This window comes from Peribacillus frigoritolerans, from assembly GCF_001636405.1.
GTDB classification, from domain to species: Bacteria; Bacillota; Bacilli; order Bacillales; family DSM-1321; genus Peribacillus; species Peribacillus frigoritolerans.
The window spans coordinates 2,435,415-2,455,089 of sequence record NZ_KV440950.1; the positions used below are offsets into that span (position 1 = coordinate 2,435,415).

19 protein-coding genes are annotated in these 19,675 nt (G+C 38.1%); 14 read left to right on the plus strand and 5 right to left on the minus strand.

Annotation, left to right across the window (positions count from 1 at the left end):
• Nucleotides 1-84 precede the first annotated feature (84 nt).
• The gene (locus A6755_RS11900) at nt 85-1,527 is read left to right on the plus strand and encodes an aldehyde dehydrogenase family protein (RefSeq protein ID WP_063590750.1); all 1,443 of its coding nucleotides are present in this window, start codon (nt 85-87) and stop codon (nt 1,525-1,527) included.
• Nucleotides 1,528-1,590: 63 nt separating this feature from the next.
• Entirely contained in the window at nt 1,591-2,622 is a 1,032-nt protein-coding gene (locus A6755_RS11905) for an aromatic ring-hydroxylating oxygenase subunit alpha (protein ID WP_034307814.1), read from the plus strand.
• 181 nt (nt 2,623-2,803) lie between these two features.
• Here A6755_RS11905 and A6755_RS11910 read toward each other — a convergent pair whose 3' ends face one another.
• Nucleotides 2,804-3,250 (minus strand): DUF5392 family protein, encoded by a 447-nt coding sequence (locus tag A6755_RS11910; RefSeq protein WP_063590751.1) that lies wholly within the window; start codon nt 3,248-3,250, stop codon nt 2,804-2,806.
• Nucleotides 3,251-3,734: 484 nt separating this feature from the next.
• Here A6755_RS11910 and A6755_RS11915 point away from each other — a divergent pair, with 484 nt between their 5' ends.
• Complete coding sequence (locus A6755_RS11915; RefSeq protein ID WP_222619893.1) at nt 3,735-4,115, plus strand: hypothetical protein; 381 nt, start codon at nt 3,735-3,737, stop codon at nt 4,113-4,115.
• On the plus strand, nt 4,105-4,575 hold the full coding sequence (locus tag A6755_RS11920) for an endolytic transglycosylase MltG (protein WP_063590752.1): 471 nt from the start codon (nt 4,105-4,107) through the stop codon (nt 4,573-4,575). The genes A6755_RS11915 and A6755_RS11920 overlap by 11 nt, the downstream gene beginning before the upstream one ends.
• Nucleotides 4,576-5,311: 736 nt before the next feature.
• On the opposite strand, the gene A6755_RS11925 is transcribed toward A6755_RS11920, so the two are convergent.
• From A6755_RS11925 to A6755_RS11935, 3 genes are all read right to left on the minus strand, one after another.
• On the minus strand, nt 5,312-5,893 hold the full coding sequence (locus A6755_RS11925; RefSeq protein WP_063590753.1) for a DUF2238 domain-containing protein: 582 nt from the start codon (nt 5,891-5,893) through the stop codon (nt 5,312-5,314).
• A 20-nt stretch (nt 5,894-5,913) separates the two neighbouring features.
• Nucleotides 5,914-6,480 carry a DUF2238 domain-containing protein gene (locus A6755_RS11930; protein WP_063590754.1) on the minus strand — a complete coding sequence of 189 codons (567 nt, stop codon included), beginning with the start codon at nt 6,478-6,480 and terminating at the stop codon, nt 5,914-5,916.
• Nucleotides 6,481-6,616: 136 nt separating this feature from the next.
• On the minus strand, nt 6,617-7,729 hold the full coding sequence (locus tag A6755_RS11935; protein WP_063590755.1) for a GerAB/ArcD/ProY family transporter: 1,113 nt from the start codon (nt 7,727-7,729) through the stop codon (nt 6,617-6,619).
• Between the two features lie 550 nt (nt 7,730-8,279).
• Here A6755_RS11935 and A6755_RS11940 point away from each other — a divergent pair.
• The 10 genes from A6755_RS11940 to A6755_RS11985 all read left to right on the plus strand — a co-directional run bounded on the left by A6755_RS11940 (nt 8,280) and on the right by A6755_RS11985 (nt 18,731).
• The gene (locus tag A6755_RS11940; protein WP_034311254.1) at nt 8,280-8,633 is read left to right on the plus strand and encodes a GNAT family N-acetyltransferase; all 354 of its coding nucleotides are present in this window, start codon (nt 8,280-8,282) and stop codon (nt 8,631-8,633) included.
• 671 nt (nt 8,634-9,304) lie between these two features.
• Entirely contained in the window at nt 9,305-10,930 is a 1,626-nt protein-coding gene (locus tag A6755_RS11945; RefSeq protein WP_377307354.1) for a spore germination protein, read from the plus strand.
• A 26-nt stretch (nt 10,931-10,956) separates the two neighbouring features.
• On the plus strand, nt 10,957-12,144 hold the full coding sequence (locus tag A6755_RS11950) for a Ger(x)C family spore germination protein (RefSeq protein ID WP_063590756.1): 1,188 nt from the start codon (nt 10,957-10,959) through the stop codon (nt 12,142-12,144).
• Nucleotides 12,145-12,150: 6 nt separating this feature from the next.
• On the plus strand, nt 12,151-12,384 hold the full coding sequence (locus A6755_RS11955) for a hypothetical protein (RefSeq protein ID WP_063590757.1): 234 nt from the start codon (nt 12,151-12,153) through the stop codon (nt 12,382-12,384).
• Nucleotides 12,385-12,397: 13 nt separating this feature from the next.
• A complete protein-coding gene (locus A6755_RS11960) occupies nt 12,398-13,483 on the plus strand; it encodes a GerAB/ArcD/ProY family transporter (RefSeq protein ID WP_063590758.1) in 1,086 nt (361 codons plus the stop codon).
• Nucleotides 13,484-13,674: 191 nt separating this feature from the next.
• Entirely contained in the window at nt 13,675-14,661 is a 987-nt protein-coding gene (locus A6755_RS11965) for an SIS domain-containing protein (protein WP_063590759.1), read from the plus strand.
• A gap of 116 nt (nt 14,662-14,777) precedes the next feature.
• A complete protein-coding gene (locus A6755_RS11970; protein ID WP_063590760.1) occupies nt 14,778-16,064 on the plus strand; it encodes an ABC transporter substrate-binding protein in 1,287 nt (428 codons plus the stop codon).
• A 41-nt stretch (nt 16,065-16,105) separates the two neighbouring features.
• Nucleotides 16,106-16,984, plus strand: coding sequence for a carbohydrate ABC transporter permease (locus A6755_RS11975; protein ID WP_063590761.1), 879 nt, complete (start codon nt 16,106-16,108; stop codon nt 16,982-16,984).
• Nucleotides 16,985-17,070: 86 nt separating this feature from the next.
• Nucleotides 17,071-17,877: a carbohydrate ABC transporter permease gene (locus A6755_RS11980; protein ID WP_226990416.1), complete on the plus strand. Its 807-nt coding sequence runs from the start codon at nt 17,071-17,073 to the stop codon at nt 17,875-17,877.
• A gap of 17 nt (nt 17,878-17,894) precedes the next feature.
• On the plus strand, nt 17,895-18,731 hold the full coding sequence (locus A6755_RS11985; protein WP_034311248.1) for a PfkB family carbohydrate kinase: 837 nt from the start codon (nt 17,895-17,897) through the stop codon (nt 18,729-18,731).
• 38 nt (nt 18,732-18,769) lie between these two features.
• On the opposite strand, the gene A6755_RS11990 is transcribed toward A6755_RS11985, so the two are convergent.
• A complete protein-coding gene (locus A6755_RS11990; protein ID WP_063590762.1) occupies nt 18,770-19,528 on the minus strand; it encodes a GntR family transcriptional regulator in 759 nt (252 codons plus the stop codon).
• Nucleotides 19,529-19,675 lie beyond the last annotated feature (147 nt).

Below are 19,675 nucleotides of genomic sequence, written 5' to 3' on the forward strand. Positions count from 1 at the left end.
TCGTTTAAGATTCATGTAGAAGTGCAGTTAAAAGCAAAACCTATAATTTAGAGAACTAGAATAATAGAATACGGAGGAAATAGTATGCGTTACTTAAATTATATTAATGGAAAATGGAAAGAACCCACTACAGGAGAGTATAGAGAAAATCTTAGTCCCCATGATGGTGAAAATTTAGGAGAATTTCCATCAAGTGCTGCGGCTGATTTACATGATGCAGTGGCAGCCGCAAAAAATTCATTTCCTGACTGGAAAAAGTTGTCGTTTCAGCAACGGGCTTCATATTTGCAAAAAGCAGCTGATATTTTGAAAAAGAACATGCAGGAAGTAGGTCAAGATTTGATAAAGGAAGAAGGGAAAACATTCTTGGAAGGGATGGGGGAAGCCAATCGGGCTGCCAGCATACTTGAATATTATGCTGCTGAGGCTCGGCAGCCACTCGGGGAAGTAATTCCTTCAGCCAATGCCAATACATTTTTATACACTACCCGTACCCCGCTCGGTCCGGTGGGGTTGATTACACCATGGAACTTTCCTATCGCCATCCCTGTATGGAAATTGGCTCCGGCCTTGATATACGGGAATACAGTCGTGATTAAACCGGCTGATCTTACACCCAAGTCTGTCTATCATGTGATAAAAGCATTTGATGAAGCGGGTCTTCCGCCTGGTGTCATCAATTGTGTATTCGGAAGGGGTTCCGTCATTGGTGCTGCATTAGTGGAACATCCTGATGTGAAGGCTATATCTTTTACGGGCTCGAATCAAGTTGGTCAGCAAATTCAAAAACAAGCCATTGAACATGGTAAGAAAGTGCAAGTGGAAATGGGAGGGAAAAACCCGCTCGTCGTCCTAGCTGATGCTGATCTTGAAAAAGCAGTGGAAATAGCCATTGGCGGAGCTTTTAAATCCACAGGGCAAAAGTGCACAGCCACTAGCCGGGTGATTGTGGAAGAAGGAATTTATGAAGCATTCCGGGAACGGCTTGTCGCGCGTACGAAAGAATTAAAAGTGGGCAACCCGCTCAACGAAGAAACATATATAGGTCCGGCTGTATCTAAATCACAACGCGATGGCGTGCTTGAAATGATCGATGTTGGGAAATCAGAAGCTACACTTTTGTGCGGAGGAGAAATCCCGGCAGAAGCGGAATTGGCGAATGGTTTTTATGTCAAGCCGGCCATCTTTGAAAATGTTCCTCAACATGCCCGCATTGCGCGTGAAGAAATCTTTGGACCAGTCATTGCCCTTTTTAAGGCCGGAAATTATGAGGAAGCAGTTAAGATGGCGAATGATACAGAGTATGGGTTGAGCGCAGCCATTTGTACGAATAATTTAACTTCGGCTCAACGGTTTATTGAAGATGTTGAAGTGGGTCTTGTTCATGTCAATTCGGAAACGGCAGGAACCGAACCGCAAATGCCATTTGGCGGATGTAAAAATTCAAGTGCGGGCAGCCGTGAACAAGGGAAGAGTGCCGTTGAATTCTATACAGAAGTCAAGACAGTCTATATGGATCGGGTATAACTAAAATTAAATTAAGTGTTTTTAAACTTTTAAATTAGATCAAAAACAGGAGGGGATTTCAAAATGTCCACGAAAGAAAATGTACAGTTCAGCCCAACTCTGCCTTATTCACGGTATGTCGATCCAGAGGTATTCAATGAAGAAAGCAAAAAGATCTTCAGAAAGAGTTGGATATTGGCGGGGCATGCAAGCCAAGTGGAAAAGGTAGGCGATTTCATGACATTGGATATCGCCGGAGAGCCTATTATCGTTTCACATGGTACCGATGGTGAACTGCGTGCCTTCTACAATATTTGCCCTCATCGCGGAATGAAAGTAGAAAACGCCGATAAAGGAAATAAGAAAATTTTACAATGCGGATACCATGGATGGACGTTCAAATTAGACGGAAGTGTAAATAGAGCCCCTAATTTTAAAACAAATGAATTGGGAATACACAGCTGTATGAAATCCATTCGCTTAGAAGTTCAGAATGCCATGATTTTTGTCAATCTTGACAAAAATGCACCTTCTATGGCAGAAGCATATCAGGAATTTTTAGAGGAAATGAAAGAGTATCCATTCTTTGATTCACTGAAATTAGTTAGGGAAACCCGCCGTGAAGTAAAAGCTAATTGGAAGGCCGTTGTTGACAATTACCTTGAATGTGATCATTGTTCCATTGCTCATCCTGGTTTTGCAAAATCCTTTGATTTAGCAAACTTTTGCACAACGACACATGACAAATTCACCTATCAATATATGACAGCAAGCAAGAATGGCGAAGGGGAACAAGCGCGTTTTTATTGGGTTTGGCCGAATATGATGATTAACGTTTATCCAGGAGACGGAAACGTGAATACCATTCAAGTAATTCCCGTTGATGCTGTGACGTCGTTAGGTATTTATCGGGATTATTCCTTAGATGAAAAAACAACCATAGAAAAAGAAGAATATTTTAAATTTGTTGATCAAGTACGGCAGGAAGATTTTGATCTAGTGGAAAAACTTCAAAAAGGATTAAGTTCCGAGGCATTTACAAATGGGATTTTTTCTCCAACAGAACATGCTGCAGTCTATTTTCATGAACTCATTGAAAATAAGCTCCAGAACTAACCACTGAGCTCGCTATTGGAATGCACTAAAAAAGGAACGTTCATGGAGAATTTGTAAATAAAAAAACCTAAGCAACCAACCAGTGTGTTTCGGCAGTTTACCGGAGCATACTGGTTGAGTTGTTTTTTTTGTGCTGCCTTTTTTACCTTATTTGTTATGAAATTTGCGAACTTCCTTTTATTTATTCGGAGTGGGAGGATTTGTTCTTCCATTGTTGTTCTTCAGCAAGAAACTCAAAAAAAACATTCATGGCAGTAAGCGGTTGCTCATTTACTCGTTTAAAGTAGTTGTTTTTTCGGGCATCTGTTAAATAGTTGCTTTTTTTGATTCTCTCCAACATATATTTTTGACTCATTTTCACTATTTCTCTTTGGTTGTGTTTGTTTTCTTTTAATAAGGCAAATCCTATAGCTCCCACCAATGCATAGATTCCAAGTGCGATTTTCGAGATGGGTAAAGAGTCGTTCTTAAATAAAAGAAAAAAAAGATTAATGATGGAAAAGCCTATCATTACCGTTGAAAAAAAACCGTATTTCATATTTTTCTTCAACAAGGGGGACAACTTTAATTGAAGTTGTTCGATTTCGTTTTGCATGAAACTGGGTATATTATTTATTTTGATATTCATTGTTTCCTCCTTATTATCTTGCAACAATAAATAAATGGCACTGTAAAATCGCACTTATTAATGAAATAGGTAAAGGAACCTATATATATCTTATCGTTTGGAAACATGTTTGTCATTTAATATACCCTTGGACCTTTTTGGGGGAAAAGTAAACGCAGTGACACATGTGGATGATCAATGGAATGCCCTGTTATATGTGTTGAAAAAAATTCTTGAAGTATAAGGAGTCGAAATAAAGATCATTTACCTTAATAAACAAATAGTGGTATGAACGATGAATAGATTATGGTAAAATGGTCCTCAAATGGAAGTTTTATTTTTCGTTTTTTCATTATTAATAGTTATGGATGACCTTCCCGCGCCTTTTTTTGTCATAATTACGTGACTATTGTGGTATTTAGTACTTTTAAATCGAGTTTTGAAACAAATCAATATATAATTAGAAAGCGAGATAGTAGATTCAAAGATTAAGGAGGGACATAGAATGATGGAATGGGCTCTGATCATTTTGTTCGCTGCAGCAGTATTACTGTTCATTTTATCGTTTATTAAAAAGGATTCTGTAAAAGTGGACAGTCAATTGGAACAGATTGCCAGCACTTTTGGGGATGAAATGAATGTATTACAGGAAAAAATCAGGAACATCGAGATAGATGCTGAAATTACGGTGCAAGAGGCAGGCATTTTGGCAATGTCTTCCGAAAAGCGAAACATGTTGCGTGAAGTACTCGACCTACATAAGCGAGGCTATTCATTTGAAAGCATCGCACTTAAGACAAAACAGCCGGAAGAAGAAATAGAACGGATGCTTACTCCTTACATGAAAACGACGAATGAAAGGAGAAATGTGGCCAATGACATCTAAATCAATGCGCAGCTTTGCCGGAGGCCTTGTTGTTGCCGCAGGCTTATGCGGTGCAGTGTACTTCTTTGGTCCAGGTGAAGCGACCGGCACGTCTGAGAAACTATCAGAAGATGAAATGAAAGAGTCTCTGGCTTCAGAAGGGTATGTCATACATTCCGAAAAAGAATGGGAAGATCAGATTGCTGAAGCACAGTCAGTTAAAGATAAGGCGGAGGCGGAAAAAGAAACGATAAAAGAACCAACGGAAAAAATCATATACCGTACAGTTCTTACTGTGTCTAAAGGCTCGACAAGCATCGATGTAGGTAAAACCCTGCAAAAAGCAAAAGTCATCAAAAATGCCAATGAGTTTTCCGACGCGGTTGAAAAGAAAGGCAAGGCCAACGGATTACGACCTGGAACATATGTGGTGGATAGTGCGATGACGACGGAAAAAATAATTTCCATCATATTTAGATGAACATAAAAATGACCATCGATAAGATGGTCGTTTCAGACTGTAGACAAACTCGATTTTCATCGAGTTTGTCTACAGTTTTTTTGCTTGTACAATTTTGGACGTTGATTGGAACGTAGGGCACTCGTTTCCCTTGGCGGACTGGAGACGTTTGCGTCGAGAAGGCTTGACAGACAGTCGGCGGAAAGGGAGCAGGTACCTGAAATCAACTGGAACGTTTTTTAAAATGGCTGTTTTCCCATACTTTGTTGCAATATACCAGGTAGTGAGTTGTGGTTGATTTCCCCTCCAGATGCTCGCTTTCCGCGGGGCGGGCGGTGAGCCTCTCCTCGGCGTAAACGCCTGTGGGATCTCACCTGTCCCGCTGCTCCCGCAGGAGTCTCGCACTTCCGCTCCAATCAACCTTAAATAGTTTCGTATTAAAAACTCTTTACGAAAAGAGCCTTTAAAATAAAAAGACCTATAATGGAATATGGCGGTCTCAGTTAATTCGCAAAATAGGGGTGAATGGTCTTATCCGAATCCCTTTCACGATTTTTCTGAGGGAATGGATACCATAATTTTAAAACAGACTTGGTTATACACCATGACTTTTTATTCATTTAAATAGAAAGAAACCTCATTAGATTGAAGAAATTTGCGACACTCCTGCCGAATAACTGGCTAGCCGAGACCCCGGAGACGCTTGCGTCGAGGAGGCTTGGCAGACAGTCGGCGGAAAGGGAGCGGGTTTCTGAAATCAACTGGCATGCTTTTTTAACTTAATCTTTGTCCGCACTCCAGCCCACACTGCAATGATAAGTCCTCCAATCGTATCCGCGATTAAATCGATCATTGTATCTTTATTTCCCCCGCCTTGCAGTGTCATTCCGAATAATTGATCAGAACTAAATTCGTAGATCTCCCATATGACACCTCCAAGTGCCGAGAAAGAAAGGGTGAACAAAAAGACGAACCAAGGGGATATCTCTTTGCCTGCATTTCTGTATACCAATCGTTCATATAAAGCAATTCCCGTAAAAGCAAGAAGGGAACCGCTTAACAAATGCAAAAATGTGTCCCACCAACCCAGTCCATACCAACCTAAAATAGATCCTAAAAATTGTGAACCGAATAAGAAGATCAAATAGGAAATGATAATTGGCAAATTGAATTGAAGCTTGGTAAATAAGGCCAGAGAAAGGGGAATTGCCCCACATACCACACCGCCTATCGAAACCAGTGATTTGAAAGTTTCATCGGCTGTATAGTAATAAATAGATAAAGCCCCCATGAAAAGTACATACACTAAACTTAATGAAATAACTAGCTTACGATTCATATGATTACCTCAACAAATCATCATAATTTTAATTTTTGTACACTAGAATAAATGGAAATGAGCAGGCCGCCGGTTAGTCCGAAAATTATATCGTACATGGTATCTTTGTTACCGCCTCGCTGCATGGTATGAGTAAAAGTGAGATCTCCGGCGAACTCATATATTTCCCAAAGAACAGTGGAAGTGACTGAAAGTGAAAGAACAAAAAGGAAAATGACCCACCTAGAAACATCTTTTCTCGCTTTTTGAGGGATGTATAGTTTATAAAGGGCAATCCCCACAAAACCCACGAAGATGCCTTTGTAGAAGTGAAGTCCAGAGTCCCACCATTTAAAATCAACATAAAAATTTGCGATGGATCCTAAAAATGTCGTACAGAAAACAAAAACATAATAGCCGATTAGGATTGGAATGTTAAAGGGATTATTTTTTACAAACAGTAATGAAATGGGCAAGGCACTTACCAATATTCCCCCAAGAGCTACCATCCATCGGGAAGAATCATCTTTTTTGAGGTAAAAGATGAGTAAACCAGTCATGAATGCTATAAATACCAAACTAAAAATAATGATTATTTTATGTTTCAATATACTCACCTCATTCGTAAATATTCATTACGATCATCCAATCGAGCCAGATTGAACCCGAAAAAAATGACTATTTGGGGTATTTTTATGACGTTCTTTTTAAACTCTCCAACTTACTCAGTATTTGATCACATTATTATTGGCTATGATTGTGCTTTTTAATGATGTTTTTTAATTTAGCCGTGATAAACAATAGTAAAGGCATGACCAGACCATAAGTTGCTGCATGGAATAACCATATATTTTTATTGTATTCCCCGGATGAAGAGACCGTCGGAAAAACAATCAATGAATAAAATACCATTATCATCCCTAAAGCTGTAGTAAACGGCCGATAATCTTTTATATTGAAAATGTTTGAAAATAGGACAACCGAAACATAAAAATACATAACCGTCCTCGTATAGGTTGTGAAAATCCAAATAGCGGCAATTACTGCTTCGATCCGCATCAGGAAATTCCCTACATTTATTTTTTTTGCCATCGTGTAACTTGGAGCAATATTTCTCGCGGTGTTATCGGGTCCAAGAACCAAGATATCCAGCATGATAACCAGAATTAATATGATTCCTCCGATCAAAGTGCCAATATAAAAAGCTTTTCCCCCTTTTTTTCTTTCATTGACTTTTGAAGGGAAAATCATTAAAAACATAACAGGGGAAAGCGTGAACACGCTGACATAAAAAAGTATCGCCCGTATTAAGGGTTTAGCGCCTCCTTCAAATACTGGCTGAATGTTTTGAATGTTTGCTTGAGGAATGATGGAAACCAAAAAAATAGTCAGTAATAGTAATACGGGAATGAAGAATATTTCCAACGTGCGTGTAAAAGTTTCAAAACCAAGGTGGACTGTAAAGATCACTACTGCAGCCAACAATATATTTAAAGCTACAAGAGGAGTATCCGGCATCCAAAAAGTTTTAATGAAATTCCCCACATAATAAGTGGTCTCGGCAGCAGTTGAAAAAGACCAGAAGAAAAAGGTGAGATTGATCATCTTTCCAACTAACTTACCGAAAACCTTTTCATTTATTTGATCTAAAGCGAGATCAGGATATAAATTTCCAACCCTAATGTAAAACCATACAAAAATTAATGCGATTCCTGTTCCAAATAATGCAGCAAGCCACGCATCCTGCTTTGCAAAACCAGCTAAAGGAGAAGGAGTATGTAAAATAACCGTTCCTACCGAATACAAGAGGATTAAAATCATCAATTGATGTGATGAAATTTTGAAACTACCAGGCATTATTTTTCACCTATTTATTTGTTCCTTCCTTCTTAATACTCCTTATTTTTGGCTATTCTTGTTCAAGTTATTCACACGGACATCAATTGCCTATCTTCAACAATCCACCCCCGTTACATCAATAGGTCGCGAATTTTCTGCCTTTTTACTGATGTAGCTCTACTATACAATCATAGAATTACTGTCCAAGAGAAAGTAATTTAATTCCTTAGTCCCGAACCTTAATGGTTCAGGAACCGTATATTGTTTTAACTATGGCCTAATTTTTCAGAAATTCCTCATAGTACTTGATAGGGACCTTCTTGACTTTCGTGGAAAATATTAACTGCACTGAACTTGTACATTTCCTTTGGTATGGCACAATTCTTGCAAATGATTTATTGGTATATCTAATATTTGGAGAAAGGAAGAGGAACTGTTGGACATATTGAAAAATATTTAAGCTCTAGGTTATCAAGCATATTTGATAAGCTTAAATGTCAGAAACTTAATCCGGATTCATAAAGGGCAAGGAGAAGCGGTTAAACTTAAAATGTTAGGAGAAATTAATATGAAAATACCAGTGGAAAATATAGTGGAGTTAACTGTAGAACATCAATTTTTACAGGCTTTTCCTATATTGAGTCAGTTACGTACAGATTTGACTTTAAAGGAATATCTAGATTTATTAAATGATATGCGTAAGGAGGGTAAACAGTTATTTGCTTTATATCATGATACAAGCATCGTAGCATTAGCAGGTATTAGCTGGCGTGAAGATTCATATAATGAACGCTATGTTTATGTACAAGATTTGGTTACTGATGTAAATCATCGTCCTAGTGGCCTTGGATATAATCTGCTCAGTTATATACATAATTGGGCAAAAGAACAAGGAGCTGAATATATTACATTGGAAGCTTGAAATCGGCGCCTTGTCACCCATATTAGGATGGGGAAGAGGACTTATTGGGCGTAGTATTTTTATCGTACATATGTACCGGAAATGAAATGTTGCGACTTCAAGAGTGTTGGGAAAATGGGGACAAAACAATTATGAAGTTGAGTTTGGAATAACCAGGTATTAATATACTTGGAATGAAAACAAGTTGAAGGAAAAAGTTCTTTACTCCCTAATTCTTGCCATCCAAAAATTAGTTGAAAGCTTTTAAAAACTCTGTGGAAATCTGCAGGGTTTTTTTTGCTCTATACCATCCTTTTGTCAATTTAGTCCAATAATGGATTATGCGAATATTGGCAATCTATGCATTTACTCATAGGATTCTTTTATACATAACTTCCAATGAATTTGATTTAGATTGTGCAACCTGCCGAATTGACTCTAAAAGGCAAATTGTTTCCGAGTTTGAAAAGATGGCGGGAAGTGGTTGATAACAATCGTGGATTTAAGTGAAATTTTGGTAAAAGATTATCATGTATATAATGTTTTTTGTACAGCAATTTATTTTACTTATATGGATATAATTGCAGCGAAGGTGAAAACCTAATTTTAACATGCTTTTGGTTATGAGGGGGTTAGCATTGAAATCTCGAGTTCCTATCCCATTGAGGAAGTTAATTGAAGATAAACAATCGGTGAAAAATAAAAAACAACAAGAAAGCCTAAATCAAAGCGAAAATCCAAACTCCAGCAAAACTAAAAATCAAAACCAAAATCCAGTTACATCCCAAAACAGAAGTAAGGACTCAAAGAATCATCAAACAAAACTTATATCCCCTGATCTTCAATATAATATAGACCATATTAAGAAAACGTTAGGAAATAGTTCAGACATCGTTATAAGGGATTTCCAAGCAGGTAAAAATGGGGAAATAAAGTTAGGCATCGTTTACACAGATGGATTAACGGATTCTGCTTCCATCCAGGATTTAATCCTCGACACTTTGATGGTCGAAATTCGGAACTCTGACTTGGACGTAGCGGTCCCTGATTGTTTTGAATTGATAAAATCACATACTCTTCCTGTAGGGGGAATAGTGGAAATAACTGATTTTCAAAAGCTTTTCAACCATGTTTTATCGGGAGACACGATGTTATTGATGGACGGCTCCCCAAAAGGATTGGCACTCGGCTCGAGAGGCTGGGTCGATCGCGGAGTTCAAGAACCTTCCTCCCAAACAGTAGTAAGAGGGCCAAAGGATGGATTTACTGAAACGCTGCGAACAAATACTGCCTTAATACGAAGGAGAATAAAAGATCCTAACCTTTGGCTTGAAACAAAGCAGATTGGAGAAAAAACGCAAACGGACGTTGCGATTATGTATTTAAAAGGTGTTGCCAATGATAAAACTGTTTCAGAATTGCAAAGCCGGTTAAATCGAATCAATATAGATGCGATTCTTGAGAGTGGATACATTGAAGAGCTTATTCAGGATGAAGTATACACTCCATTTCCAACGGTTTATAATACGGAACGTCCTGATGCTGTAGCCGCTGCCATTTTAGAAGGAAGGATTGCGATAATGGTTGACGGAACGCCGTTTGTCCTTATCGTTCCAGCACTGATGGTGCATTTTTTCCAGTCCAGTGAAGACTATTATCAACGGGCAGATATTGCCACATTAATTCGAGTATTACGGTACTTATCCTTTTTCCTAGCTTTGCTAACACCGTCACTTTATGTAGCTGTTTCGACTTTTCATCAAGAAATGCTTCCTACTCCATTACTCATAAGTCTAGCTTCCCAACGAGAGGGAGTTCCTTTTCCTGCTTTTGTGGAGGCGATGCTGATGGAGGTAGTGTTTGAAATTTTGCGTGAGGCAGGTGTGAGGATGCCAAGGGCAATCGGTTCATCCATTTCCATCGTTGGTGCATTAGTAATTGGACAGGCTGCTGTGGAAGCAGGGTTCGTTTCAGCAACAATGGTTATCATCGTGTCCTTAACAGCCATCAGCAGCTTTGTGTTTCCAGCCAATAGTATGGCCAGCGCTTTTCGGATGCTTCGATTCTTGTTTATGATCCTTGCCGCTACATTTGGATTGTACGGGATCATTTTGGGGCTGATCGTGATGGTCCTGCATTTAAATAGCTTACGATCTTTTGGATTACCATATTTAGCTCCAAATGCACCATTCATTTTACAAGATCAAAAAGACAACATCATTCGAATGCCACATTGGTCATTATTAAAGAGGCCCCGATTGATCAGTAAAAATGATACAGATAGAGGAGATGTCAGTCCTCCGAAACCACCTAGATAAAATGATGAAATTATGAGGGTCTTACGATGAAAAAAATGCTAAAGGTATTTTTAATGTTACCTATGATTTGTTTATCGGGCTGTTGGAGCAGCATTGAGTTGAATGAACTTGCCATCGTTACTGCCATGGGAATCGATAAAACGGAAGACGGATATCTTGTAAGCGTCCAAGTTCTGAATTCGAGTGAGCTGGCAGGTGATGCCAGGTCTGGCCGCACGGAAGTTGTAACCTTCAGGAAAAGCGGTGCAACCATTGCTGAAGCAATAAGAAGCCTATCAACTGATGTACCAAGAAGGTTATATGTCGCACATCTTCGTGAAATTGTCTTTGGTGAGGAAATGGCCAGGGCAGGAATTGCAAAGCCTCTGGATGTCCTTTCCCGGCAAAAGGAGTTGCGTTCGGATTTCTATATGACCGTTGCGAAGGGGGCAACTGCTTATGAAACGCTTAATGTGCAAACGGCCCTTGAAAAAATACCGGCAAATAAGGTTTTTGACTCCTTGGAAAATTCAGATAAAAGGTGGGCGGCGACAAGGACGGTCACTTTGGATGAGCTGGTCAGCAGTATCGTCAGCAAAGGCAGACAGGCCATGCTAACGGGGATTTATGTTTATGGTGATCCCGAATCCGGAAGCAAGGTTACGAATGCACAAAATATCTCGCCGAAATCCGGTTTGCGTTTGGATTATCTTGGAGTATTCAAGAAGGATAAACTTGTCGGCTGGTTAAACAGGAACGACAGTAAAGGTGTTAGTTACATTACGGATCATATTAAGTCCACTGCGGTAAATATACCATGTGAAGGGGAGCAAATTACGGTCAACACGACTAGTTCAAAAACGAAAATCAAGGGGGAAGTGAAAAACGGAAATCCGAAAATTGATATAAATGTCACGTCAGAAGGGAGTATAGGTGAAGTGGAATGCACTATCGATTTAACCAAACCTGAAAAAATCGAAGAATTGAATAAAAGATACGCAAAAAACATTAGGGATAAAATAGAAGGATCGATAAAAACGCTTCAAGAGAAGTATCAAAGTGACATCCTCGGTTTTGGTGAAGAAATTCATAGAACCGATCCTAAAGCATGGAAACGTTTAGAAGGAAATTGGGAACAGGAATTCGCAAAATTGGATGTGAATGTAACCGTTACTGCAAAGATTCGCAATTTAGGGACGATATCAGATTCTTTTCAAAAAGAAATTGAGGAGTAAAGACCAATGTGGGCAATTATTGGAACAGTTTGTACTGGAGCTATTATTTCATTTTTTGAAATACCCCCTCTTATTAAAAAGAAATGCTGGAAGGAAATTGTCATTTTTATTTTATTGCTTTTAATTGGCATGACGTTGAGTATTTTAATAATCAAGGATATTACCATTCCCACCCCCATCGACTGGATAACGAAAATATATAGTCCACTCGCTCATTTCATGGATCGCATTTTATCCTAGGGAGGTATCGAATATGCTTGAAAAAGGAAAAATCAACTCTGGTGAATTTCTTATAATGGTCATCATATTCACCATTGGAGGAGCGATACTTACTTTACCTTCCGTACTTGTTTCATTAGCGAAACAGGATGGCTGGATTGCGTATATTATAGCTACTCTCATCGGGTTATGTTTCGTTCTCTTATTTACCCGGCTCGCCTTACTTTACCCATCCATGAATTATATAGAAGTTAATGAAAAAATATTTGGGATATGGATCGGGAAGATCTCGGCACTGCTATTCCTATTATATTTATATTACCTTTCTTCAGCGTTACTTAGTGAAATTGGGAATTTTTTTTCAACACAGGTTCTGGTTGAGACACCTATGGAAATGATTATGATCTTGTTTATAATAACAAGCTTATTTGGTGCACGGCTAGGATTGGAAGTCATCTGCCGAACGGCATTAATCTTTTTTCCTTGGCTTGTACTGCTGCTTTTCATATTATTCGTATTTCTTATCCCGGACATCAAAATCGAAAATTTGCAACCTGTATTTGAAGGAGGCATGAAACCGATAATGAGGGGGGCATATCACTCTTTAGCCCTGCCTTATGTTCAGCTTGTTTTCTTTTTAATGATCACTCCATATGTACAGGAAAAGGCTGATATGAAGAAAAACTTTTATTTAGGGACTATATTAGGTGGCGGCGTTCTATTCTTAGTGATCATTTTCTGTATCCTTGTATTGGGTGCTGAAAATACTACAAGATTGACCTACCCTTCATATAAACTGGGAATGAGGATAGGCATTGGTGATTTTTTTGAAAGGGTCGAGGTCATTGTGGCCTTCATATGGATTTTTACAGAGTATTTTAAGTTGACCATATGCTTTTATGGGCTCGCCTTGGGACTAGCTCAATTGCTGGGTATGAAAAATTACAAAATTCTTCTATTCCCATTAGCTTTTCTCATTCTCACTTTTACCATCTTTTCGCATCCCGATATCGTGCATTATCAAAACTTTATGGCTACAGCTTGGACACCATTATCCTTAACGATATGTTTTATTCTGCCATTGTTATTATTAACAGTTGGGAAAATTAGGGGAAGGTAAGGGGGGCGTCACTTGTTCATGTGGACATTTCTTACATATGAAAAAAATTACCATAAAAATTTAGATGGGACATGGAAAGGTAGTAAATAAAATATTCTGACAAATTCATTGACTAAAGAAACCTGATGATTTAATATAACAATATATAACATTACATAATGTTGTATATCAAATATTAAAGGAGTGGGGAAATGAGTAAATCGGTTATGAATGTAAAAAGTAATGTAAAAACAGTATTGGATCAATTAAAGGGTAGGAAAATTAACAATATTTATTTGGTAGCATGCGGGGGATCTTCTGCCATTATGTATTCAGCTAAGTATATACTGGATCGTGAAGCTAAAAATATAACCTCCGATCTGTATAGTTCAAATGAGTTTATACATCGCAATCCGCAACAACTAGGGAAGGAATCTTTAGTCATTTTATGCTCGATGTCCGGAACAACTCCTGAAACAGCCGAAGCGGCTAAGTTTGCAAAAAGTAAAGGTGCGTTTACAGTGGCATTAACGAACGAACCAGCATCACCATTGGCCCAAAATGCTGACCTTTATATTAAATATGAATGGGGGAACGGTGTAAACGCCTTCGATACAAACCTCAGTGTTTTATATCAATTAGTTTTTGGTGTACTTCATATGGCGGAAAACAATGAAAAGTTCGGAAAACTGGTATCAAGTTTGGAGAACTTACAGCCAGTGTATGAAAAAGCCTTGGAGCAAGAAGCTTCAAATGCAAGGGTATTCGCACAATCTCATGCAAAAGAACCTGTTATCTATACAATGGCAAGTGGTTCAAACTATGGGACAGCCTATTCTTTCAGCATTTGTATCTTAATGGAAATGCAATGGATACACTCACATGCCATTCATGCTGGTGAGTACTTCCATGGACCATTCGAAATTATTGACGAAAATGTACCGTTTATCATTCTTTTGGGATTGGATGAAACAAGACCATTGGAAGAAAGAGCATTATCTTTTTCTCAGCGTTATGGCAAAAAGCTAACGGTGTTAGATGCAAAACAGTATGATCTTGATGGTATTGATGATGAAGTAAAAGGATATATTGCACCGCTTATCTTAAATCGTGTATTACGTCAATATGCAGAAGAATTAGCGGAAGCGCGTAATCATCCATTAAGCAAAAGGCGTTATATGTGGAAAGTAGAATACTGATAGCCAGAGGAAACTTAATATTCTGTATATTTTATTTGCGAATTATACTATAATGTTTTATAACATTATAGTATAATTTCCTGATGATAAAAGCATTTATAAAAAGGAGGGTATTCATGAGAAAAACAAAACTTATATTCGCATCATTTTTAAGTTTATCTTTAATGCTTGGGGGATGTTCTGGTGAAAGAACATCTTCAGAATCAGATGTTGGAAAAACCACCTTAACATTTTTCCATAGGTGGCCAAAGGAACCGGAAAAAACCTACTTTAATGAAGTTGTAAAAGAATTTGAAAAACAAAACCCCGATATCCATATTAAAACCGAAGCAGTCCTAAACGATTCGTATAAAGACAAAATTAAAGTAATGACAGGTACAAATAATCCACCTGATATTTATTTCTCTTGGAGTGATGAATTTGCCAGTCAGTTTGTGCGAGGCGATAAAGCTTTGGATTTAACTTCTTATTATAAAAACGATCCGACATGGTCTTCTCAACTCGTTCCATCCCAAGTCAAACCATATACATTTAATGATAAGGTGTATGGTGTCCCCGTAACAATGGATGGGAAAATGTTTTTCTATAACAAGGATGTCTTCGAAAAATTGAACATACACCCACCTAAAACCTGGAATGATTTTATCGATGTATTAAAAGTGTTAAAAAAGAATAACTACACAGCTCTTCAATTCGGCAGTCAAGATACTTGGACAATTTCCCATTATGTGGGCACACTGAATCAACGTCTGGTTAGTCCGGAAGTGCTGGCAATGGATTATAATCGGAAAACCGGAAAATTCAAGGATGACGACTACATAAAAGCGCTTGAGAAATTCCAAGAGTTGTTACCTTACTTTAATGAGAATACTAATTCAATAGATCATGAATATGCAAGGCAGCAATTTTCAAATGGTAAAGCACCTATGTTTTATGCAGAAACGGCAGAGATCAAGTTATTTGGACCCACTAAGTTTGAACTTGGAATGTTTAACTTTCCTGAGGTAGAAGGAGGAAAGGGTAATCAAACAAATCTAACTGGATCGCCTGAAGGCTTTATGGTTTCTTCCAAGACAAAGCATCCCAAAGAAGCGATGGAGTTTTTAAAGTTTCTAACCACTAAACATATGGGAGAGAAACTAGTCACTGATGTAGGCAAGTATAGTGCAGTTAAAGGTACGGTGAATGAAAATAATTCTTCCCCGGAACAGCTGGAAGCGGTTCAAAGCATATTAAACACAAAAGAAATGGCCCCATGGTTTGACATGAGCATCGATGCGCGTATTGCAGATGCCTATTTAACCGGAACACAAATGATGTTAAATGGAGATAAAACACCTAAACAAATTATGCGTGATGTTCAAAAAGCTGCTGATACCGTTAGGTTTGAAGCGGGGAAATAAGGGAATTCATTTTTCCGTTTTATTAAGGGAGTGATATTTTAATGATAAAACCCGATAAATTTGTACCTTATCTATATCTTCTTCCAGCATTAGTTTTTTTATTGCTTGTTTATATTCCCATTTTCCAGAATATTGGCGATAGTATGTATAATTGGAGTACATTTTCACCAGATAAAGCATTTGTAGGGATGGATAATTACTTTACTTTATTTAAAGATCCCGTATTTTATGAAGCTTTAAAAAATAATATTCTTTATGCTGTCATTTCGATTGTTTTCCAGGTTTTTGGAGGGTTAATTATTGCAGCTGTTTTAGAAGATAAATTAATCCGTAAATTTTCACCTATATTTCGCACAGTCTATTTTTTGCCGGTCGTCGTTTCAATGACAGTCATCGCATTGCTGTTTTCATTTTTTTACAACCCGGAAGTAGGGTTGTTAAATCAGTTTCTTAAAATGATTGGATTGAATAATTTAGCACTGCCATGGTTGGGTGATAGTGAAACGGCAATCTATGCAGTCATTGCTGTCTCACAGTGGCAATCAATTGGTTATATAGCCATGCTATATATCGTATCCATTCAAAAAATTTCACCTGAACTATATGAAGCAGCTGAAATGGATGGAGCGAATAAAATAAAAACGTTTTTTCACATTACGGTTCCAGCAACAAAGGAAATGACATTCGTCGCCGTAATATTAACATTGACAGGTGCCTTTACAGTGTTTAATGAGCCATATATCTTAACCGGAGGGGGACCGGGAACTTCTTCGGAAGTCCTGAGTACCTATTTATATAAAACGGCTTTTTCAAAAGATATGATGGGATATGCTTCTGCCATAGCAACGGTTATCTTAATTATTACGTTACTTATTTCTCTTGTTCAAATGAAAATATTTAAAACGGGAAAGGAGGACTAATAATGGAGATGCCTAAATCAACGATCGGAGTACCGGAATTAGTTGTGGAAGATCTAGAGTATGCAAGGAAAAGAAAAACCTATAATATGAGAATAGCCCTTGTTTATGCAGGTTTGATCGCCTACTTTCTTGTTGTTGCATATCCCTTATTATGGATGGTCATCAGTTCTTTCAAAAGCACAGAGGAAATTTTCAACCATAGTTGGTCACTTCCTCATACATGGTTGTTTGAAAATTATGTTACAGCTTGGAATAGTGGGATTTCTTCCTACTTTTTAAATAGTGTCATGGTTACTGGCATGACTTGTATGCTAACGGTTTTAGTAAGTGCGTTAGGTGCATACGGATTATCTCGCTTCGATTTTCGTGGAAAGGCTTTCATTTTGGTCATATGCTTAGGCGGTTTGATGCTATCTCCCCAAGTAAGCCTGATCCCTTTGTATAATATCATTCAGAAGCTTGGGATATATAACACCCATTGGGCGCTAATCTTACCTTATGTAGCATACAGAATTCCGCTAACCATCTTGTTGATTCGTGCCTACTTCCTGTCCATTCCAAAAGAACTGGAAGAGGCTGCCCGGCTGGATGGGTGCACAAACCTTGGAATCCTTTTTAGGATTTTCATACCCATGAGTAAACCTATTTTATTAACGACGGTAATTTTAACAGCTTACTATACTTGGAATGAATTCATGTTCGCCATCATCTTTATAGACGATGATAGTTTGCGTACGATACCTGCCGGTTTAATGCAATTCCGAGATGCATTGCAAACCGATTGGGGAGTGTTGCTTTCTGGATTAACGATTTCAGCGGCACCTATCGTCATTTTATTTTTATTCATGCAGAAGTATTTTATCCGTGGAATTGCTAGTGGAAGTGTAAAATGATTACAGGGGGAACGGGCATGAAGCTAATTGGAATTGGAGATAACGTAGTAGATTTTTATAAAGACCAAGGAAAGATATATCCCGGCGGCAATTCATTGAATGTGGCAGTCATGTACAATCGTTTAAATGATGAGCAATCTTCATATATTGGCATTGTAGGAAATGATGGGGCGGCAGACCATGTGTTGGAGGTATTGCAAAAGGAAAAGATGGAGATTAGTAGAGTAAGACAAGCGGTAGGGGAGAATGGTATGGCCGTCGTCGCGTTGGATAAGGACGGGGACCGAATTTTCATTGGTTCCAATAGAGGGGGAATTCAATCCAGATTGGGGATTGTACTGAATGACAAGGATTTGGATTATATTCGGCAACACGACCTTCTTCATACAAGTGTTTATAGCCATATTGAGCATAACCTCCCATCATTAAGTCAACTCATTGACATTTCTTTTGATTTTTCGACAAACCAAGAGGAACACTATTTACAAAAAGTTTGTCCGTATGTGACATATGCATTTTTTTCAGGAAGTAATTTAAACACTGCAGAGTGCCATGCACTGATTCAAAAAGTGCATTCGTTCGGCTCAAAAGTGGTATGTGTTACTCGTGGGGAAAAGGGAGCACTCTTATCAATTGAAAATCAATTATATGAACAAGCTATTATCCAAACCAAAGTTGTAGATACATTGGGGGCGGGAGATTCATTTATTGCTGGTTTTCTCTCATCGTATGTCCAAGGGCAAGATGTAAATAAAGCTTTACAAAAAGGAGCTTTAGCTGCCTCCCAAACCTGTCAGGATTATGGAGCATTTGGGTATGGTAAAGAATATATTCCTGACCATATGCTGGTTTAACATGATTTATAGATGGAAAAAGGTAACGAGATCCCGGATTAGGAGGGGGATTCGTTACCTTTTTCTTGCGACATGGAACTATCAATCGTAAAGGTCACGCGATTGGCAGGATAATATAAGAAGGAGGAATGGATGGGCTGCTTCTTTGCGTCATATGCCACTTTCTCCACTTTGAAAAGGGGATCTCCCACTTCGCACTCTAAAAATTTTGCTTCATCTGCATTTGCCAATACCATATTTAAGAGTTTCGTGTTATGAACAGGAGTTATATTATATTTATGCTTTATGATGTCATACATGGAAACGGAGTTATGGACATGTTCATTTAAATTAGGCAGAACCTTTAAGGAATAATGAGAAATTTCCAAGGTGAGAGGTTGATTATCATAGTATAAGATCCGTTGTAATTCAAGAACATCACTTTCAGGAATAATCTCCAAGGATTTAGAAATATTAGCCGGTGCGGGTATGATTCCAAATGAAAGGATTTTAGTTTGAGGTATCTTCCCTAATTCTGACATATATTCAGCATGGCCGTTAACAGCAAATAGTTCCCTTTTTACTTTAGGATATTGGACAAATGTTCCCTTTCCTTGTTGGCGTATTAGAAGACCCTCTTCCACCAAGTCCAAAACCGCTTTTCTAACAGTAATGCGACTTACTCCATATATGTCACATAATTCTGTTTCGGTTGGTAATCTTTCGCCAGGAGAGTAAATCCCTTTGTTTATATCTTCAATAATAGATTGTTTCAATTGCATATATAATGGCGTAGAACTATGAGTGTTGAGTTTCATATTTTCCCCTTTCTCTTATTTTTTTCTTTTATTATAACGTATTGTGATGTTATAGTACAAATCATCAATTCGACTAAATGCATAGCCAATATATATATATGGTTAAAGGCATCCGGCAACAACGGTCCGAGATAACAATGTCGGAGA

What these genes read in the sequence shown, in the direction of transcription:
- A6755_RS11920 (WP_063590752.1), top strand. Translation starts at nt 4,105, where the DNA reads ATGACATCTAAATCAATGCGCAGCTTTGCCGGAGGCCTTGTTGTTGCC.
- A6755_RS11900 (WP_063590750.1), top strand. Translation starts at nt 85, where the DNA reads ATGCGTTACTTAAATTATATTAATGGAAAATGGAAAGAACCCACTACA.
- A6755_RS11910 (WP_063590751.1), bottom strand. Translation starts at nt 3,250, where the DNA reads ATGAATATCAAAATAAATAATATACCCAGTTTCATGCAAAACGAAATC.
- A6755_RS11915 (WP_222619893.1), top strand. Translation starts at nt 3,735, where the DNA reads ATGATGGAATGGGCTCTGATCATTTTGTTCGCTGCAGCAGTATTACTG.
- A6755_RS11965 (WP_063590759.1), top strand. Translation starts at nt 13,675, where the DNA reads ATGAGTAAATCGGTTATGAATGTAAAAAGTAATGTAAAAACAGTATTG.
- A6755_RS11950 (WP_063590756.1), top strand. Translation starts at nt 10,957, where the DNA reads ATGAAAAAAATGCTAAAGGTATTTTTAATGTTACCTATGATTTGTTTA.
- A6755_RS11975 (WP_063590761.1), top strand. Translation starts at nt 16,106, where the DNA reads ATGATAAAACCCGATAAATTTGTACCTTATCTATATCTTCTTCCAGCA.
- A6755_RS11955 (WP_063590757.1), top strand. Translation starts at nt 12,151, where the DNA reads ATGTGGGCAATTATTGGAACAGTTTGTACTGGAGCTATTATTTCATTT.
- A6755_RS11960 (WP_063590758.1), top strand. Translation starts at nt 12,398, where the DNA reads ATGCTTGAAAAAGGAAAAATCAACTCTGGTGAATTTCTTATAATGGTC.
- A6755_RS11935 (WP_063590755.1), bottom strand. Translation starts at nt 7,729, where the DNA reads ATGCCTGGTAGTTTCAAAATTTCATCACATCAATTGATGATTTTAATC.
- A6755_RS11985 (WP_034311248.1), top strand. Translation starts at nt 17,895, where the DNA reads ATGAAGCTAATTGGAATTGGAGATAACGTAGTAGATTTTTATAAAGAC.
- A6755_RS11990 (WP_063590762.1), bottom strand. Translation starts at nt 19,528, where the DNA reads ATGAAACTCAACACTCATAGTTCTACGCCATTATATATGCAATTGAAA.
- A6755_RS11980 (WP_226990416.1), top strand. Translation starts at nt 17,071, where the DNA reads ATGAGAATAGCCCTTGTTTATGCAGGTTTGATCGCCTACTTTCTTGTT.
- A6755_RS11925 (WP_063590753.1), bottom strand. Translation starts at nt 5,893, where the DNA reads ATGAATCGTAAGCTAGTTATTTCATTAAGTTTAGTGTATGTACTTTTC.
- A6755_RS11970 (WP_063590760.1), top strand. Translation starts at nt 14,778, where the DNA reads ATGAGAAAAACAAAACTTATATTCGCATCATTTTTAAGTTTATCTTTA.
- A6755_RS11940 (WP_034311254.1), top strand. Translation starts at nt 8,280, where the DNA reads ATGAAAATACCAGTGGAAAATATAGTGGAGTTAACTGTAGAACATCAA.
- A6755_RS11905 (WP_034307814.1), top strand. Translation starts at nt 1,591, where the DNA reads ATGTCCACGAAAGAAAATGTACAGTTCAGCCCAACTCTGCCTTATTCA.